This window comes from Micromonospora sp. NPDC049171 (genome assembly GCF_040648275.1).
Classification (GTDB): domain Bacteria; phylum Actinomycetota; class Actinomycetes; order Mycobacteriales; family Micromonosporaceae; genus Micromonospora.
This window is the reverse complement of sequence record NZ_JBEZDJ010000008.1, coordinates 150327-166073: the sequence shown is the minus strand read 5'-3', so window position 1 is coordinate 166073 and position 15747 is coordinate 150327. Positions and strand designations below refer to the sequence as shown.

Sequence of the window (15747 nt, the reverse complement as noted above, 5' to 3'; positions counted from 1 at the left end):
GCCCGCTCAGGGTGCGGTCGACCCGGCGAGCAGCCGGCCGGCGTCCGGCACGTACGGATCGACGCCCAGCGTGGTGAGCAGCTGGTGCACGGTGGCGGTGGCCGCGGTGAGCACCGGGCGGCCGAGTCGGGCCTCCACCCACGGCACCGCCGCCAACGACGGCAGCTGTACGCAGGCGGAGAGGACCACCGCGTCCACGCCTGTCACGTCCAGTCGCTGCGCCAACTCGGTCAGGCGGGACGTGGGGATGCGCCCCACCGCCACGTTGTCCGGCTCGCTCAGGCTCACCGCCTCGGTCACCTGCACACCGTGCGCGGCGAGGTAGGCGGCGACGGTCGCGGTCAACGGCGGCAGGTACGGCGCGATCAGGGCCACCCGGCGGGCGTCCAGTGCCCGCAGCCCGGCGACCAGCGCGCCCGCACTCGTCACCACCGGCATGTCGTGCCCGGCGCGACCGGACGCCCGACCCAACCGCCGCTCGGCCCGCTCGTGCGCGCCCGCGCCCTCGCACATCACCGCCACCAGGCAGGCGTACGCGAGCACGTCGCAGCGGGCGTCGGCCAACTCGGCGGCACACCGCAGGGCGGAGCGGTTCATCCGGGCCAACTCGTCGGGGGTCACCTGACGCAGACGTACCCGGCTGGCGTGCGTGGTGAAGCGGACAGTCGCGTCGACGCTCTCGCGGCGGCGCAGCATCGCCGGGATCTCGGTCTCCATGGTGGTGTTCGAACTGGGCACCACCAGACCGATGCGATAGTCGCTCACACCAGCGCCCCCGCGTACGCCCGGGCCTGCAACCGCTGCTCGGCGGTGCCGCCCAGGCGCACCTGGAGGCCGAGCGGCGCGGCGGCGCGGCGGACGTCGTCCAGGTGCAGCGAGCCGTGCCGGTCCACGGTCAGCACGGGCGGCTCCTCCAGCTCACCCTCCGGGGCGTGGAAGGAGAGCAGGGTGACCGAGGTGGTGAGGTAGCCCGGGTAGGCGGCGCGGGCCGCCGCCTCGTCCCGGTGGGCGAGCACCACCAGGTCGTCGAGGTGGGCGAAGTCGGCGGCGAGGGCACCGATCTTCCAGTGCGCCGGTTCCTCGGCCGCCCCGGTGAGGTGCCGGGACCGGTTCGCCGAGGTGATGTAGAGATGGTCCGAGCCGGTCTCGGCGAGCGCCCGCTCGAAGAAGGCGTTGGACGGGCAGGTCAGGCCGGGTGCGATCACCTGGGTGGTCCGCAACCCCTGGTCGACCTGGGTGAGGTGCTCGGGGAGCCGCTCCGCCGCCGGCCCCCGGAAGCCGAACGGCCCAGCCCCGTAGAGGGCGTCCATCAGTGCCCGCACCCGGCCGACCGGCAACCGTGGTGAGATCCGCGTCCAGTCGAACATGCCCGGGATCCGGCCGACCGCGGTGGTGATGCTGCCGACCTGCTGCGCGGGACGACCCTTGGCCAGGTTGAGCTGGCGTACGGTGGCCGCGTCGGGACGGGTGACGAGGACGTAGAAGTTGGCGAACGCCGCCGCGACGACCGCGCCGCCAGCCAGCGCGCGGGCCGCGACCGCGACGTCCTCGGGACGGTCGATGTAGAGGGGCGGTGTCGGGGCGTCCATGAGTCCTCCTCGGCGGGGCCGTGAGGCAGTTCTACGTCCGCCGAAGCGTGTGGCGGCCGGGTCGGTCGCCGATCCGATAGCCGACACGCGTTACCCGGTGCGGGCGGCCGATCCCGGGCGGTACGCAACGGCGAACGGCATCGGCCGGACGGAGGATCCAGTGGTCCGGAGCCGGTATCTGTTAGCCGCACGACCCGATTGGGTACAACGGCTGCACCTCAGCTCCACCACATATCCTCAGGAGGCAGCGATGCGCGGCACCTCGATACTCGGAGTCATCGTCGTGATCTGGCTGGTGATCGGCGCGATCGCCGCCGGCCAGCGTGGCTACTACAGCGGCGACGACACCAACTGCGCCGAGGCCGGCACCATCCTGGTCACCATCGTGGCCGGTCCGTTGAACTACATCGGTGCCAACCCCAAGGTCGACTGCAAGCTGCCCGAGCCGTCCAAGTAGGACCTGACGCCGCCGGCCCGCGTCCCCCACCCCGGGGCGCGGGCCGTTCGCTGTCCGCGTCCGGTCACCGCACACCCCGCACGGCGTCCTAGGAGGCTGGTTTGCGCTCGTCGGCGGTGTTTGTCGGCCCCGAGGTCGGGAACCGACCCGGCGTCACTCGGCGGACGGAATCGGGAGCGTGGCATGCAGATCGGGTACAAGCTGGCCGCGGAGGGGTACGGCCCACAGGAGATCATCCGGCAGGCCGTCCTGGCCGAGCGGGCTGGTTTCGACTTCGTCGAGATGAGCGACCACTTCCACCCCTGGCTGGAGGCGCAGGGCCACTCGTCGTTCACCTGGAGCGTGCTCGGCGCCATCGCCGCCAAGACCAGCACCCTGCGTCTGGCCACCGGCGTCACCTGCCCGACCGTCCGCTACCACCCGGCGATCATCGCGCAGGCCGCGGCGACCATGGCGTTGGTCTCCGACGGTCGGTTCACCCTCGGGGTGGGCGCCGGTGAACGACTCAACGAGCACGTGGTCGGGCAGGGCTTCCCCAGCGTCCGAGGCCGGCACGAACGCCTGCGCGAGGCCCTGGAGATCATCCGACTGCTCTGGCAGGGCGGCTACCAGTCCTACGAGGGCCGGCACCTGCACCTGGAGGACGCCCGGGTCTTCGACCTGCCGGACACCCCGCCGGTGATCGCGGTGGCCGCCAGTGGAGAGGCGTCGGCCCAGCTCGCCGCCGAGTTGGGCGACGGGTTGTTCGCCACCGAGCCGGACGCCTCGATCGTCGAGCACTACCGACGGGCTCGCGGCGCCGGCCCGCGCTACGCCGAGGTTCCGCTGGCGTGGGCCACCGACGAGCAGCAGGCGGTGCAGGCCGTGATGCGGACCAGCCGGTGGCTGGTCACCGGCTGGAAGGTAATGAGCGAACTGCCGAACCCTGTCAACTTCGACGCGGCCAGCGCACACGTGGAGGAGAAGCACATCCGGCAGCTCTTCGCCGTCGGTCCCGACCCCGAGCCGCACGTGGCCAAGGTCCGGTCGTACGTCGAGGCCGGCTTCGACCACATCGTCCTGCAGAACGCCGGCCCCGACCCGGACGGCTTCCTCGACTTCTTCGCCGGCACCCTCGCCGCACGGCTGCGCGCCATGTCCTGACAGCGCCGGTACGTCGACCGCCCGGACGATCGCGGTGATCGTCCGGGCGGCCGGCTGGGCGTTCGGGATGGCGCGCGGGTGCGCTCAGCGGAAGCAGCGCGCGACGGGTACCGCGCTGCCCTCGCAGTTGGTCGGCTCGTTCTCGACGACCACGCTCTCGTCGTCGATCCTGACCTGGGCGTGGGAGGCGAAGATGCCGCCCGGCTTCACCGTCGACGCGTTGTGGGTGATCTTGCTGGTGTAGATCGCCACCGAGCCCGCGTTCGCGTAGATGCCACCGCCGCTGGACGTGGCGCCGACCGCCTCGTTGCGGGTCACGTCGCTGCCTCGGAGCAGCAGGTTCGCCTTCTCGGCGTAGATGCCGGCGCCGACACCGTGGGTGGTGTTGCCGTCGATGACGCTGTCGTCGAGCGGCGTCAGACCCTTCACCGTCGAGATGCCGCCCCCGTTGACGGTGGACGTGTTGCCCCGGATGGTCATCGTGCGCATCACCAGCACCGCGTCGGAGTTCGCGGCACCGCCGCCGACCTGCGCGGTGTTGTTCAGCAACTCGGTGTCGGAGACCTTCGTGCGCGCCGAGAAGCTGGCCAGCCCGCCACCCTGGCCCGCGCTGTTCTGGGTGAACGAGACGCTCTCCACGTCGGCCGCGCCACGGTAGTTGCCGAGCCCGCCGCCGTAACCGTTGGCGCTGTTGCTGTGGAACTCGGAGCGCTTCAGCGTCAGCACACCGCCGTTGAGCAGGCCCCCGCCCTTGCCCGCGGCGCCGGAGGCGCTGTTGCCGACGAAGGTGGAGTCGGTGACCACCATGTTGCCGTCGTTGAAGATCCCACCGCCACCGCCCTCGGGGGACAGCGAGGTGCTCTGCGAGACGGTGACCCGCTCCACCACGGCGGTCGCCCCGTGCACCACGTGCACGCTGCCGCCCTCGATGTTCGAGCGGCCGTTGTGCAGTTCCACGTCGCGCAGGGTCAACTCGCCGCCGTCGCGGACGGTGAAGAAGCGGAACGGCGCGGCCTGGGCGTCCCGGGCGATGGTGGCGCCGGCGCCGTCGATCGTGATGGGCTGGTACACCACCGGCAGGCCGGCGGTGTCGTCGGCCGGGTTGTGCGGCGGCGCGTCGGCGTCACCGGGGGTCTCCGCGGCGTCGGCCGCCTCCCGGGCGTCCCGGATCCCCCCGTCGTACTGGTCGGTCTCGTGGAACGCCTCGGTGAGCAGGTAGCGGCACTTGGGGGCGAGCCGCAGCTCCGCGCCGCCCTGGGCGTTGGCCGTCACCAACGCCGCCACCAGCTTCGCGGCGTCGCACGGCACCGACACCACACCCCGCTTGCCGGTGCCCGGGCCGGGCGCACGGCCCCGTTCGGCGCCGTCCCGGTCGCGCTCCGCCTGATCGCCGGCACGGCGGTCGTCGTCACGTGCGGAGGCCGTGCCCAGCCGGCCCAGACCCGGGAGGGAGAGGTCGCGGTCGGCCGCGGCGGCCACACCGGCCACGCCGGCCGCTCCCACGACCAGGCTTCCCGCCAGCAAGCCGCTGGCCAAGACCCATCGGGACCGCCGTCTGGGTCGGATCTCGCGGTCTCCTCCTCGGTACGTGGACATCAAGGGTGCCTGCCTTCCTGCCAGCAAGACGTGGCCGCGCCCCGATCCGGGCGCGGGGGGCCTGACGTAGCGCCGGCCGCCAAACGTCACGATAGGTCCGCAATACGGACAGGAAGGTGTGAACGTGAATAGTGCCCCTATTCATCTTTCAACTCCGCCAAACGGTCAACCGGTCAGCCGCCGACGTGGATCCCGGGGCGACGCAGCGGGTCCCGCTCGGTCCGCCGGATGATCTCGCGTACCACCGGCGGGGTGTCTCCCCGACCGAGGATGAGATAGCGCGCCAGGTGCGCGATCGGGCTCCCCTCCGACCACTCGAAGTGCGCGTGCGGGCGAACCCCGGTGGCGTCGCGCAGGGCCAACAGGATCGCGGCGATCGCGTTCGGCGCGGCCGGGCTGCTGGCCCGCAACACCCGGAAGCCGCCCACCTCGATCCCGTGCACCCGCAGCACCTGACTGAACTCCGACGGGTCGACCACGTCGATCTCCAGGAACAGCACGTCCGCCGCCCCGGGCACCGGATTCATCCCCCGCTGCGCCCGCTCCTTGACCGTGTACTCCTTCACCGACCCGCTCTGCCTCTTGTTCGCGATCAGGTGCAGTTGCCCGTCGTGGGCGAGCGACTCGGTGATGAACCGACGGGCCGGCTCGTCGAACTCGATCCGCTCGGCGCGCAGCTCGGTGGTCCGGGTGACCCGGGAGACCAACGAGACCACGATGATGCCGAGGATGAACAACGCGGAGATGGTGATCCCGTCCGGCTGCTCGATGACGTTCTCCAGCAACGCGTACAGCAGCACCAGGGTCAGCGCGGTGAAGCCGACGGCGCTGGCGCGCTGGCGGTGGCGGGCCGCGGAGATGGTCACCGCCACCGCGCCGGAGACCATCATCGCCAGGATGCCCGTCGCGTACGCCCCGGCCTGGGCGTTGACGTCGGCCCGGAAGGCGACGGTGATGGCGACGCTGACGACGGTGTAGACGATCACCACCGGACGCACCGCCCGCGCCCACTCCGGCGCCATCCCGTACGAGGGCAGGTAGCGCGGGACGATGTTGATCAGCCCGGCCATCGCCGAGGCGCCGGCGAACCAGAGGATGAGCACGCTGCTGACGTCGTAGACGGTGCCGAACACCTCACCCAGTTGGGCGTGCGCCAGGAACGCCAGAGCCCGCCCGTTGGCGGGGCCTCCGGGCCGGAACTCCTCCTTCGGGATGAGCGCCGTGGTGACGAAGGTCGTCGAGACCAGGTACACCGACATGATCAGCGCGGCGGTGGTGAGCAGCCGGCGCGTGTTGCGGATCCGGGCGGCGAGCCGGGCCTGCGTGTCCGCCCCGTCGGCCCGGACCAGCGGCATCATGCTCACCCCGGTCTCGAAACCGGACAGCCCCAGCACCAGCAGCGGGAACGCCAGCACGGCGGTGAGCAGCACGCCGCCCGGCCCACCGCCGGTCGTCGTCAGCGCGGCCGTCCAGTCCGACACGACGCCCGGGTCCCGCACGATCCGGTCCGCGGCGACCACGACGATCACCGCGTTGAGCGCCAGGAAGACGGCGACAAGTGGGATGGCCACCACGACCGCCTCGCGGAAGCCGAGCAGGAACACCCCGCCGAGGATGAGCAGCAGCACCACTGTCACCACAACCGGGACGGCGGAGCCGTGCAGCGCGTCGGGCAGGTACGGGTTCTCCAGCAGGTGCACCGTGGCGTCCGCCGAGGACAGGGTGATCGTGATGATCCAGGAGGTGGCCACGAAGCCGAGCAGCACGAGTACGAAGACCTTGCCCCGCCAGAACGGCAACAGGCGCTCCAGCATCGCCACCGACCCCTGCCCGTGCGGGCTCTCCTGGGCCACCCGCCGGTACATCGGCAGCATCCCGAACAGGGTGAGCGCGACGATCAACAGGGTCGCCAGCGGGGAGAGCGCACCGGCCGCCACCGCCGCGATGCCCGGCAGGTACGACAGCGTGGAGAAGTAGTCGACGCCGGTCAGGCACATCACCTGCCACCAGGCGTGCCGGCGGTTCTGCCCCTCCCCCGACTCCGGGCCGGGCGGCTGCACCTGGTGCTGGAAGAGCCACCGGCGCAGTGGGCTGGCCGGTGGCCCGGTCCGCGCCGCGGTCGCCACCCGTTCGGGCACCACGACACCCGGGCGTCCGCCCCGGTGCGGGCGGGCCGGGTCACGGGCCGCCCGCAGCGCCGGGTCCGGCCCGGTCGGCGCGTGGCGGCGTCCGTTCCAGCGTCGTGGTTTCGCCCGGTGTTCGTCACCCATCGCCCGTCCCACCCTCACAGGTCCTGCTCCGACGGTAGGCGGAAGATCGGGGCCCGTCCGGCGGAACCGGGCACGTGGCCGGCCAGCTCAGGACTGGTCCGAAACGGCGAGCAGACGGGCCAGTGCGGGCGGATCGGCGATGGTCACCGTGGCCGCCGGGTGTCGTGGCCGCCCGCCCGGCACCACCGCCGGCACCGGGCTGCCGAAGCGCAGGCAGATCCCGCCGGCCGTGCTGCTGCCGAAGCTCGCACCCCCGTCGGCAAGCGACAGGTGCGGCCCGATCACCCGCCACCAGCGGTACGGGCCGCTCAGCTCGACGGCTGTCACGTTGTCCCGGTCGGTCCGCAGCCGCCACGGGCCGTACCGGATCATCAGGTCCCGGTCGGTGACGACGACCCAGGCGGTCGCCGGGCGGACCCCCAGCACCGCCAACACCGGGCGGAACAGCGGATCGAAACGGAACGCGAACCGCGTGGCGGCACCGGTCATCGCGCACCGGGTCGGGCGGTGGGTCGCGGCACCGGGCCACCCGGCCGCAGCGGGCCGGGCCGCGCGGGCCGGGGACGGGCGGCGGGGCGGCGCCGGGCCAGGACGGTCATGGCGCGGGCGTACCCGGTACGAGCCCGCCGACACCCCGGATATCCGGCACCGACCAGAGCAGTGCACAGCCCTCCCCCACCGCCGGCCGGCACCCCCCGGGCCGGCCGACGGTGGCAGCCGGTCGACACCCCCCGCGCCGACCGGCTGTTCCCCGCGGGCCGACCGGACGTCGGCGGGCCCACGGGTGGGCGGATCTGGTGGGACGCGTCCCCGCACTCCGCCACCCCCCACGGGGCGGAGCGCGGGGACCCCCCGTCCCGGCTACTGCAGGAACGCCCCGAGGGGCGAGAGCAGTAGCCGGCCGAGCGCCGCGGCGTTGTCGTCCAACCGCGTGCGCTCACACTCTCGGGCGTCCGGATCGTGCCGGCACCGCCAGATCTTCTGCGCGTTGCGCCAGGCGACATCGCGGGTGTACTCGACCAGTTCCCCCTGGTACCAGTCGTCGATGTCGCCGTTGAGCATGTCGATGAGCAGCTGCCACCGCTCCAGATAGCCCCGGCGCAGGCCGGGGATCTTGTCCGCGAAGATCTTGTTGATCTCCAGGTAGTCGTGGTGCTGGTCAGTGCCGTCGACCGGCTCCGACTCCAGGTGGTCGAACGTCGTCACCAGCGCGAAGGGCAGGTCGAAGTTGATGTGCGCGTTGACGCCCGCCGCCGCCGACGGCAGGGGCCGGGCGTCCGGCCCCCGCATCCGCTCGAACAGACACGACCACGCCTTCGGAGTGCCCGGACTCGAGTCGGTCCACAGCCGCATCGCGTCGAAGTAGCGCGCGGCGAACTCCACGTCGAGCCGGGAGAGGAAGGCCGGGTCGACGAAGCGGTCGTCGTACAACCCGTCCAACACGCTGCTGGTGATCGTCAGGTAGAGCCTGTTGAAGTCGGCGAGGGGGCAACTGGCCTCCAACGGAGGCAGCCGCACCAGCATGTCCTGCAACTTCGTGAGGTGATCGACCACGGCCGGCACGTCCGCGGGATGGTCGGCGAGCAGGTCGACGATGTCCCGGTGCACGGGCCCCCAGACCGGTTCGGTCATTTCTCCTCCATGGTGGTCGGCGGCATCCCCCGTGCCGTCGTCGACGCGGCCCAGCCTTTCAGCCGACACCCACCCGCCGGATCAGTAGAACGACGTATCCCGGCGCGCACACGCGCCAGTGGACGGTACGTCGAGTCAGCTTCGGAGGTTGCGCAACTGGATCGCGCTGGCCTGCACGCGGGTGCGGACCTGGAGCTTGTCGAAGATGTGCGACACGTGCACCCCGATGGTCCGCTCGCTGATGAACAGCCGCTGCCCGATCTCCTTGTTGGTCAGCCCCTCCGCGACGAGCGCGAGCACCTCCCGCTCCCGCGCGGTGAGTGCCGCCAACTCGTCGTCGGACGCCTCGGCCGGTGCGCCGCGCGTGGCGGTGATGGCCTCGTGCTCCTCCAGCGACACCCGGGCCCGCCCGGCCAGCTCGCGGATCTCCGAGGTCAACGGTGCCGCGCCCAACCCCTGCGCCACCCGGTACGCCTCCCGCAGCAGCTTGCCGGCGGTGGCCAACCGGCTGCGGCGGGCCAGCAGCGCCTCGGCCTGCCGCAGCCGCGAGTACGCCGCCGGGTAGGGGTGGTGGCGCCGGTCCCACTCGGCGACCGACGCGGCCCACAACTCCGGGTCGCTGCTGTCCAGGCGGCTCACCTCCGCGGCGCAGAGAGCCAGGAACCCCTCCACCACCGACCGCACCGGACGAGCCGCGCCCACGCTCTTGCGGGCCACCCGATCCGCCACGTCGCGCAGCCGGCGTACCACCGTCTGGTCCACCGCCACGGTGCGGCTGGCGTGCGCCTCGGCCTCGGCGCGCAGGCCGTGCCAGATCAGCGCCGACAGGATCGTCACGTCGTCGGAACGGCTCTCGGTGAGGCCCCGTTGCACCGCCAACCGCGCCACCTCGTGCCGGCCCTCCCACATGGCCAGCCCGGCGCGCAGGGTGAGCAGCGGAATGACGTGCCGCGCCCCGCCGCCGGCGAGCAGGGTCGCCACCGCGTCGAGGTCGCGGCTGGCGGCGTCGATGTCGCCGTAGCCCACCGAGAGCCGGCACCGGGCCAACAGCAGCTCGACGGCGTCCGCACCGGACGGCCGGTGCCGCAGGGCGGCGGCGACCACCTTCTCCGCCTCGGCCCACTGGCCCACCCGGAACAGCCCGTTGATGGCGACGGCCAGCAGCCGGGTCTCCCAGGTACGGCCCAGCCCCAGCTCGGCGACCCGCTCGGCACCACGCCGGGCCACCACCACACCCTCCTCCAGGATGTTGAGCGGCCCGGTCAGCAGCTCCGCCAGGTGCAGGTACGCGCAGGCCACGTCCTCGGGCTGGCCGGCGCGCTCGGCGGTGTCGAGGGCGTCGCGCATCACCGCGAGGCCGGCGTCCGGGTCCTCCAGGTAGGCGTCGCTGAAACCCAGCGCGGAGCTGGCCAGCACCACCTCGGTGGCGGAGCCCTCCACGTCGGCGGCCAACGCCAGCGCCTCCCGGGCCCGCTGGCCGGCGTCGGCGTAGCGACCCAGATGCAGCAGCAGCTCGGCCAGGCGGGCCGCGGCGTTGGCCCGGTCACGTGGGGAGCAGTCGGCCGCCGTCAACGCCCGCTGATATTCCTCCTCGGCCAGCGCCGAGCGACCGGCGGCGGCCAGATAGCGGGCCCGCCGGATGTGCAGCGCGCAGCTCGGCTCGCCGCCGCGCAGCCCGGCCACCTCTTCCAGCAGGGCCAGCGCGCGGGCGTGCTCACCACTGTGGTGGGCCGCCTCGGCGGCGTTCTCCAGCAGCTCGACCCGGTCCACCGTCAGCGGCCCCGGGTCACCGGCCAGTTGCAACGCCGCCGACCAGTGCCGGTGCGCCTCGGCGTAACCGTGCAGCCGTTCGGCCTCCTGGGCGGCCGCCACCGCCGCCGGCAACGCGCGGGCCGGTTCACCGGCCAACCGCCAGTGGTGCGCCAGCCGGGCCTGGTGCAGCTCGCCCGGCGCGGCGGTCAGCGCCTCGGCGTAGCGGCGGTGCAGCCCGGACCGCTCGGCCGGCAGCAGCTCGTGCGCGAGCACCTCGGCGACCAGGCGGTGCCGCAGCCGGTAGCCGTCGTCGGCACCGACCAACAGCCGGTGTGCCACCGCGGCGCGGGCCGCGTCGATCAGCTCGTCCTCGGGCATCCGCAGCACCCGCGCCAACAGCCAGTGCTGCACCGGTTCGACGCCGGCGGCCACCGCGTGCACCACCGCGTGCGCGTGCTGGGGCAGCGCGTCGACCCGGTCGAGGAAGATCTCCCGCAGCGTCTCGGACAGACCGTCACGGCCGTCGCGCAGGTCGCGGGCCAACTCCTCGATCACGAACGGGTTGCCACCGCTGCGCTGCCACACCTGCTCGGCCGCGTCGGCCGGCAGCGTCCGACCCACCACCGCGGCGGCGAGCTTCTCGGTGTCGGCCCGGTCCAGCGGTGCCAGGTCGAGCACCCGCACCGTCCGCAGCCGCCGCAGCTCGGTGAGCACCCGGCGCAGCGGGTGCGCGCCCTGCAACGACTCGGCGCGCACCGCCGCCAGCACGGAGAGCTGGAGGTCACCGAGGCCGGCCAACAGGTAGAGCAGCAACTGCCGGGTGCTGCGGTCGACCCACTGCAGGTCGTCGAGGATCAACACCAGGGGTCGGCCCTCGGCGATCAGGTGCAGCCCGCGGCTGACCCGCTCCAGCAGCGCGCCCGCGCCGTCCGGGCCGGCGGTCTCGTCGGCGAACATCTGCAGCAGCCCACGCACCGCCGAGGAGGTGCGCGCGTGCGTGCTGGCCAGGTCGGCGTCGAAGCGGCGCAGCGCCTGCAGCAGGGGGTGCAGCGGGGAGGCGTCGCCGATGTCCAGGCAGCTGCCGGTGAGCACCACGGCGCCCTGCTCACGCAGCCGCACCCCGATCTCACCCAACAGTCGGGTCTTGCCCACACCGCTCTCGCCGGTCAGGAAGACGGCGGCGGTCTGCCCGTGAGCGGCGTCACCGAGCAACGCGGACCGAACCGTCTGCACCAGCTCGGCCCGGCCCACGAGCGGTGCGGTGTCCACATCGCTGGCCATGGCACGCAGCCTAATCACAGGTCCCCGAACCGTTCTACGGCCAACTGCCGCTTGTGGTACTCCTCGCGTCGACTTTGCGACTAAAGGTTGCGGGTGGCCGACATACGTCGTTCTGCAGATCCCCCGTCAGCCCAGGAATGCCAATCTCCGGAGGTCATCAGGCCTCAGCAGGCAGAAGGGTTGGTGCGCCACCATGACCACCACCAGGATCATCGTCGGCGACGCGCGACGCAGCGTGACATCGCGCTGGCCGGTAGCGGAGGAGAGACGCACCGTCACCGTGCTCTTCGCCGACATCGTCGGCTCCACGGCACTGGTGGACCGACTCGACCCGGAGGACGTCCGCGCGTTGCAACGGGTCTACTTCGACACCGTCGCGGGCGTGCTGCACCGCTGGCAGGGAGTGGTCGAGAAGTACGTCGGCGACGCGGTGATGGCGCTGTTCGGTGCCCGGCACTCCGACGGCTTCGACGCGTACCGGGCGGTGCGCGCCGGACTGGAGATCCAGGCCGCGCTGGACCGCCGGTCGATGGTGGGGAACATCCGACTCCGGGTTCGCGTCGGTGTCGCCACCGGCGAGGTCGTGGTCGACCTGGGCGGTGCGGTCAGCGGCGGGCACGGCGTGGCCAGCGGCGCGGTGATCACCACCGCGGCCCGCCTGCAGGAGTACGCCTCACCGGGCGCCGTCGCACTCTGCGCGGCCACCGCACGAGCCACCGCCGGGCTGATCACCCAGCGTCAGTTGACGCCGGTGCAGGTCGCCGGCCGGGTGCCGCCGGTGCCGGTGTGGCACGCCGTCGGTCCGGTGCGTCCCGGCGCGGACCGGCACGACGGCCCGCTGATCGGCCGCCGCCGCGAGCTGGCCACCATCCGTGACCAGTTGACCGTGGCGATCCGGGAGCAGAACCCGCGCTGGGTCTCCCTGGTCGGGCCCACCGGCAGTGGCCGCAGTCGACTGCTGCACGAGTTGACCCGTGGGCTGACCACGGTGGACGGGGTGCCGGTGCGCTGGTGTGTGGCGACCTGCCAGCCGTACCCCGATCAGGTCCTGGCACCGGTCGCGGAGTTGCTCCGCGGTCTCGTCGGGGTGCGTCGCGGCGACGGCCCCGCGGCGGTCCACGACCGGCTCGTCGCCGCTCTGACCGCGCTGTTCCCGCCGGCTCGCGTCGCGGCGGCGGTCCCGGCGCTGCACCGGATGCTGACCACCCCGGACGGTTCGTCGGCGGCGTTGGCCGGCGCGGCGGCCTGCCAGGACATCCTGTTGCGCCTGGCCGACCAGGGGCCACTGATCGTCGCCGTGGACGACGTGGACCGCGCGGCGCCCGCGGTGAGCAGATTCCTGCACGGGCTGTTCAGCGCGGCGACGGCACGTGGGCTACCGCTGGCGGTCATCACCCTGCACCAACCACAGTGGGCCGACACCCGGCCCGGGCCAGCCCGCCGGGTGACGATCCGACCGCTGGCCACGGTGCAGTCCGGACGGCTGCTGCGCCTTCTCCTGACCCGGGCCGGCCAGCCGGTGGCCCTGGTGGACCGACTGCTGCCGCTGGTCGGCGGCCGGCCCGGGCACGCGGCGGCGTACGTCGCGTCGATCATGGACGGGGCCGACCCGGTGGCGCTCCCGCTGCCCGAGGCGGTACGCCGAGCCGTCGGCGCCGAGCTGGACCACCTCGACGGTGAGCGGCGGGCGGTCCTGATGGCCGCCGGCGTCCTCGGCGGCGTGATCTCCGGCGCGGCGGTCGACCGGGCGCTCGGCTGGGCGCCCGGCCGGTCCGCACCGGCACTGCGCCGGCTGGTCGCCGCCGGGCTGCTGCTCCCCCACCACGCCGACGGGTACGTCTTCGCCGCGCCCGCGCTGCGCCAGGTCGCCGCCGAGCGGCTGCCCCGCGCGCTGCGGGCCGTCTTCACCCGCCGGGCCGCCGGCGTACCCCGCCAGGACACCGCCAGCCGGCCACCCGGCGCTGCCGTGAACCCCGCCGCGCGTACGGTCGGCGAGGGCTCGGCCACCCGGCCGGCCGAGGTCGTACGGCTGGACGCGGTGCGCTCCCGGGTCGGCCGGGACACCGCCCTCGTGGCGCTGGCCCCCGCGCCAGGATCCGGCCCGCCGCGCCCTCCCGCGCCGACGATGGCGACTCCGCCGGCCGCGCTGCCCCGGGGAGCCAACCGTGCGGCGGGCGTCAACCGGCTCCGAGCCGTCGCACCGGCCGGTGACCTGCCGCCGGCCTCGGCCGCGACGGTGTCGGCGGCGCGGGCCAACGCGGGCGGTCACTGGCCCTCGGACGTCGACCGCGTCCCGGTGGCGATCCGCGTGGTGCCCGTCGTGGCGAGGTCGGCCGGACCCGGTGTCGGCGCTACGCCCAGCGCGAGGCGCGCCGTACCCCGCCCGCCGTTGATCCGCCAGCCGGACGGCCTGGCCGACTCGGCCTGAGGGTCCGCCGCGCGGCGGATCGAGTCGGGGTGAGACCACTATCCGACTCGGAGTGGTCCAGCTCGAGGCCCGAGGACCCCGGCCGAGGCGGGTGCGTCACGACGAACCACTGTCCCCCGACGGCCGGCCGCCGAACTGCCAGTTGTGCACCTCGACGTCGGCGTACCGGTCCACGGTCAGGATGGCGCGCGCCGCGTCCGGGGTCGGTGCCCGGACCAGCGCGGCGGTGCCCAGCCACGTGGCGCCGTCGTCGGACAGCAGCGGCCCGTACGCGATCAGCTCGTCCGGGTCGGGTGGCAGGGGCAGGTCGACGGGCTGCCCCGCGCCGAGGCCCAGCACCAGGTAGCGGTTGCCGCCGGTCCGACCACCGGGGAAGTCCCACATGGTGCGGCCCAGCGTGTTGCGCCATCGGCGCAGCAGCACGTCGCGGTACACGCCGGCCTGGTAGTTGGGTTCGTCGAAGGCGAACGCCCGTGCGGCGGCCGGATCGGGCATGTCGACGATGTGCACGCTGCCGGTGGCCGTGTCGCCGGACAAGGTCGGGCCGCGGGCGATCAACTCCTGCCCGTACCGATCCATGTAGGACCAGTGCTCGGCCAACAACTCGTCGCGCAACGTCGCCGAGCCGGGCCGGTCGCGGTGGTAGCACAGGAACTCCATGCCCCGCATTCTCGACGTGGCGCCGCACCCGCGGACGGCCGGGTGTCGCTCCGCCGCCTACGGCACGGAAGCCGCGGCCAGCAGCGCCGCGGTCGGCAGCGCGAGCAGGCCGTCGCGGTCCCGGTAGGCGGCGGTCAGCTCGTCGTACGCGGCACGGATCCGGGTGCGCACGTCCGGTGGCTGGGCCGCCAGTACCAGGCCGGCCCTGCTGATGCCGTTGGCCGGGCCGCTCCACCAGGCCTCGGGGTCGGTACGATGCACCCAGGTGATCGTGTCGCAGCGCACGTCGGTGAGGCCGGCGGCGTCGAGCAAACCCGCGAAACCCTCGGGGGTACGCGGAAAGTCCCGCTCCGCGTCCACGGTCGGCACCGAGGTCGGACGGTCGACCCCGGCGGCGTCGAACACCACGCCCCACAACCGCTGCGCCTCCGGCGGCGGGTCGGGCCAGATCGTCACCGCGATCCGTCCGGCCGGCCGGACGACCCGTCGCAGTTCGCTGATCGCGGCCAGCGGATCACCGACGTGATTGATCACGAAGTTCGCCACGGCCGCGTCGAACGACCGCGAGGCGAACGGCAGGTGCGGCAGGGCCGCGAGGCGGACCTCTTCGGCGGCTGGCACCCGGCCGCGCGCCAGCTCGACCATGCTGGGCTCGGCGTCGACGGCGACGACCGTCGCGCCACGAGCGCTCGCCGACCCGGCCACGGTCCCGGAACCGGTGCCCACGTCCAGCACCCGCATGCCCGCCGCGATGCCAGCGGCGTCCAGCAACGCAGGTGCGGGATGGGCACAGAGGGCGGCGAAGCTGCTGTCGAACGCCTTCGCGCGCCCGGCCCAGCGCGACCGCTCGTGCTCGTCGAAAGCCGTCCTTGGCACTGCTCCCCCGCTCACGGATCTCGGTGGTGGCCGCCACGATATCGAACGAGATCTGTTGTCAGC

12 protein-coding genes are annotated in these 15747 nt (G+C 73.4%); 3 read left to right on the top strand and 9 right to left on the bottom strand.

The window, feature by feature from the left end; genetic code table 11:
• Positions 1-6: 6 nt before the first annotated feature.
• Both AB0B14_RS12830 and AB0B14_RS12825 read right to left on the bottom strand, forming a co-directional pair.
• Positions 7-765 carry an Asp/Glu racemase gene (locus AB0B14_RS12830; RefSeq protein ID WP_357522511.1) on the bottom strand — a complete coding sequence of 253 codons (759 nt, stop codon included), beginning with the start codon at positions 763-765 and terminating at the stop codon, positions 7-9.
• On the bottom strand, positions 762-1589 hold the full coding sequence (locus tag AB0B14_RS12825) for a hypothetical protein (RefSeq protein WP_357079794.1): 828 nt from the start codon (positions 1587-1589) through the stop codon (positions 762-764). Before AB0B14_RS12825 ends, AB0B14_RS12830 begins: the two co-directional genes overlap by 4 nt.
• A gap of 250 nt (positions 1590-1839) precedes the next feature.
• Here AB0B14_RS12825 and AB0B14_RS12820 point away from each other — a divergent pair, with 250 nt between their 5' ends.
• Positions 1840-2046 carry a hypothetical protein gene (locus AB0B14_RS12820; protein ID WP_030327576.1) on the top strand — a complete coding sequence of 69 codons (207 nt, stop codon included), beginning with the start codon at positions 1840-1842 and terminating at the stop codon, positions 2044-2046.
• A gap of 183 nt (positions 2047-2229) precedes the next feature.
• Positions 2230-3189 carry a TIGR03557 family F420-dependent LLM class oxidoreductase gene (locus AB0B14_RS12815; protein WP_357079790.1) on the top strand — a complete coding sequence of 320 codons (960 nt, stop codon included), beginning with the start codon at positions 2230-2232 and terminating at the stop codon, positions 3187-3189.
• Positions 3190-3273: 84 nt separating this feature from the next.
• Here AB0B14_RS12815 and AB0B14_RS12810 read toward each other — a convergent pair whose 3' ends face one another.
• From AB0B14_RS12810 to AB0B14_RS12790, 5 genes are all read right to left on the bottom strand, one after another.
• Positions 3274-4785 carry a hypothetical protein gene (locus AB0B14_RS12810; RefSeq protein WP_357522510.1) on the bottom strand — a complete coding sequence of 504 codons (1512 nt, stop codon included), beginning with the start codon at positions 4783-4785 and terminating at the stop codon, positions 3274-3276.
• 173 nt (positions 4786-4958) lie between these two features.
• Positions 4959-7055, bottom strand: a complete 2097-nt coding sequence (locus tag AB0B14_RS12805) for an amino acid transporter (protein ID WP_357522509.1) — start codon at positions 7053-7055, stop codon at positions 4959-4961.
• 87 nt (positions 7056-7142) lie between these two features.
• Entirely contained in the window at positions 7143-7544 is a 402-nt protein-coding gene (locus tag AB0B14_RS12800; RefSeq protein ID WP_357522508.1) for a hypothetical protein, read from the bottom strand.
• A 372-nt stretch (positions 7545-7916) separates the two neighbouring features.
• Entirely contained in the window at positions 7917-8687 is a 771-nt protein-coding gene (locus AB0B14_RS12795) for a DUF5995 family protein (protein ID WP_357522507.1), read from the bottom strand.
• A 135-nt stretch (positions 8688-8822) separates the two neighbouring features.
• A complete protein-coding gene (locus AB0B14_RS12790) occupies positions 8823-11720 on the bottom strand; it encodes an AAA family ATPase (protein ID WP_357522506.1) in 2898 nt (965 codons plus the stop codon).
• A gap of 193 nt (positions 11721-11913) precedes the next feature.
• Between AB0B14_RS12790 and AB0B14_RS12785 the strand changes: the two genes are divergently transcribed.
• The gene (locus AB0B14_RS12785; protein ID WP_357522505.1) at positions 11914-14148 is read left to right on the top strand and encodes an adenylate/guanylate cyclase domain-containing protein; all 2235 of its coding nucleotides are present in this window, start codon (positions 11914-11916) and stop codon (positions 14146-14148) included.
• A 96-nt stretch (positions 14149-14244) separates the two neighbouring features.
• On the opposite strand, the gene AB0B14_RS12780 is transcribed toward AB0B14_RS12785, so the two are convergent.
• Together AB0B14_RS12780 and AB0B14_RS12775 are read right to left on the bottom strand one after the other, a co-directional pair.
• On the bottom strand, positions 14245-14808 hold the full coding sequence (locus AB0B14_RS12780) for a YciI family protein (RefSeq protein WP_357522504.1): 564 nt from the start codon (positions 14806-14808) through the stop codon (positions 14245-14247).
• Positions 14809-14865: 57 nt separating this feature from the next.
• Entirely contained in the window at positions 14866-15684 is an 819-nt protein-coding gene (locus tag AB0B14_RS12775) for a class I SAM-dependent methyltransferase (RefSeq protein ID WP_357079764.1), read from the bottom strand.
• Positions 15685-15747 lie beyond the last annotated feature (63 nt).

Bases quoted from the DNA above. Each gene is read 5' to 3' on its own strand.
- AB0B14_RS12825 (WP_357079794.1), bottom strand. From the start codon at position 1,589: ATGGACGCCCCGACACCGCCCCTCTACATCGACCGTCCCGAGGACGTC.
- AB0B14_RS12820 (WP_030327576.1), top strand. From the start codon at position 1,840: ATGCGCGGCACCTCGATACTCGGAGTCATCGTCGTGATCTGGCTGGTG.
- AB0B14_RS12815 (WP_357079790.1), top strand. From the start codon at position 2,230: ATGCAGATCGGGTACAAGCTGGCCGCGGAGGGGTACGGCCCACAGGAG.
- AB0B14_RS12810 (WP_357522510.1), bottom strand. From the start codon at position 4,785: ATGTCCACGTACCGAGGAGGAGACCGCGAGATCCGACCCAGACGGCGG.
- AB0B14_RS12805 (WP_357522509.1), bottom strand. From the start codon at position 7,055: ATGGGTGACGAACACCGGGCGAAACCACGACGCTGGAACGGACGCCGC.
- AB0B14_RS12800 (WP_357522508.1), bottom strand. From the start codon at position 7,544: ATGACCGGTGCCGCCACGCGGTTCGCGTTCCGTTTCGATCCGCTGTTC.
- AB0B14_RS12795 (WP_357522507.1), bottom strand. From the start codon at position 8,687: ATGACCGAACCGGTCTGGGGGCCCGTGCACCGGGACATCGTCGACCTG.
- AB0B14_RS12790 (WP_357522506.1), bottom strand. From the start codon at position 11,720: ATGGCCAGCGATGTGGACACCGCACCGCTCGTGGGCCGGGCCGAGCTG.
- AB0B14_RS12785 (WP_357522505.1), top strand. From the start codon at position 11,914: ATGACCACCACCAGGATCATCGTCGGCGACGCGCGACGCAGCGTGACA.
- AB0B14_RS12780 (WP_357522504.1), bottom strand. From the start codon at position 14,808: ATGGAGTTCCTGTGCTACCACCGCGACCGGCCCGGCTCGGCGACGTTG.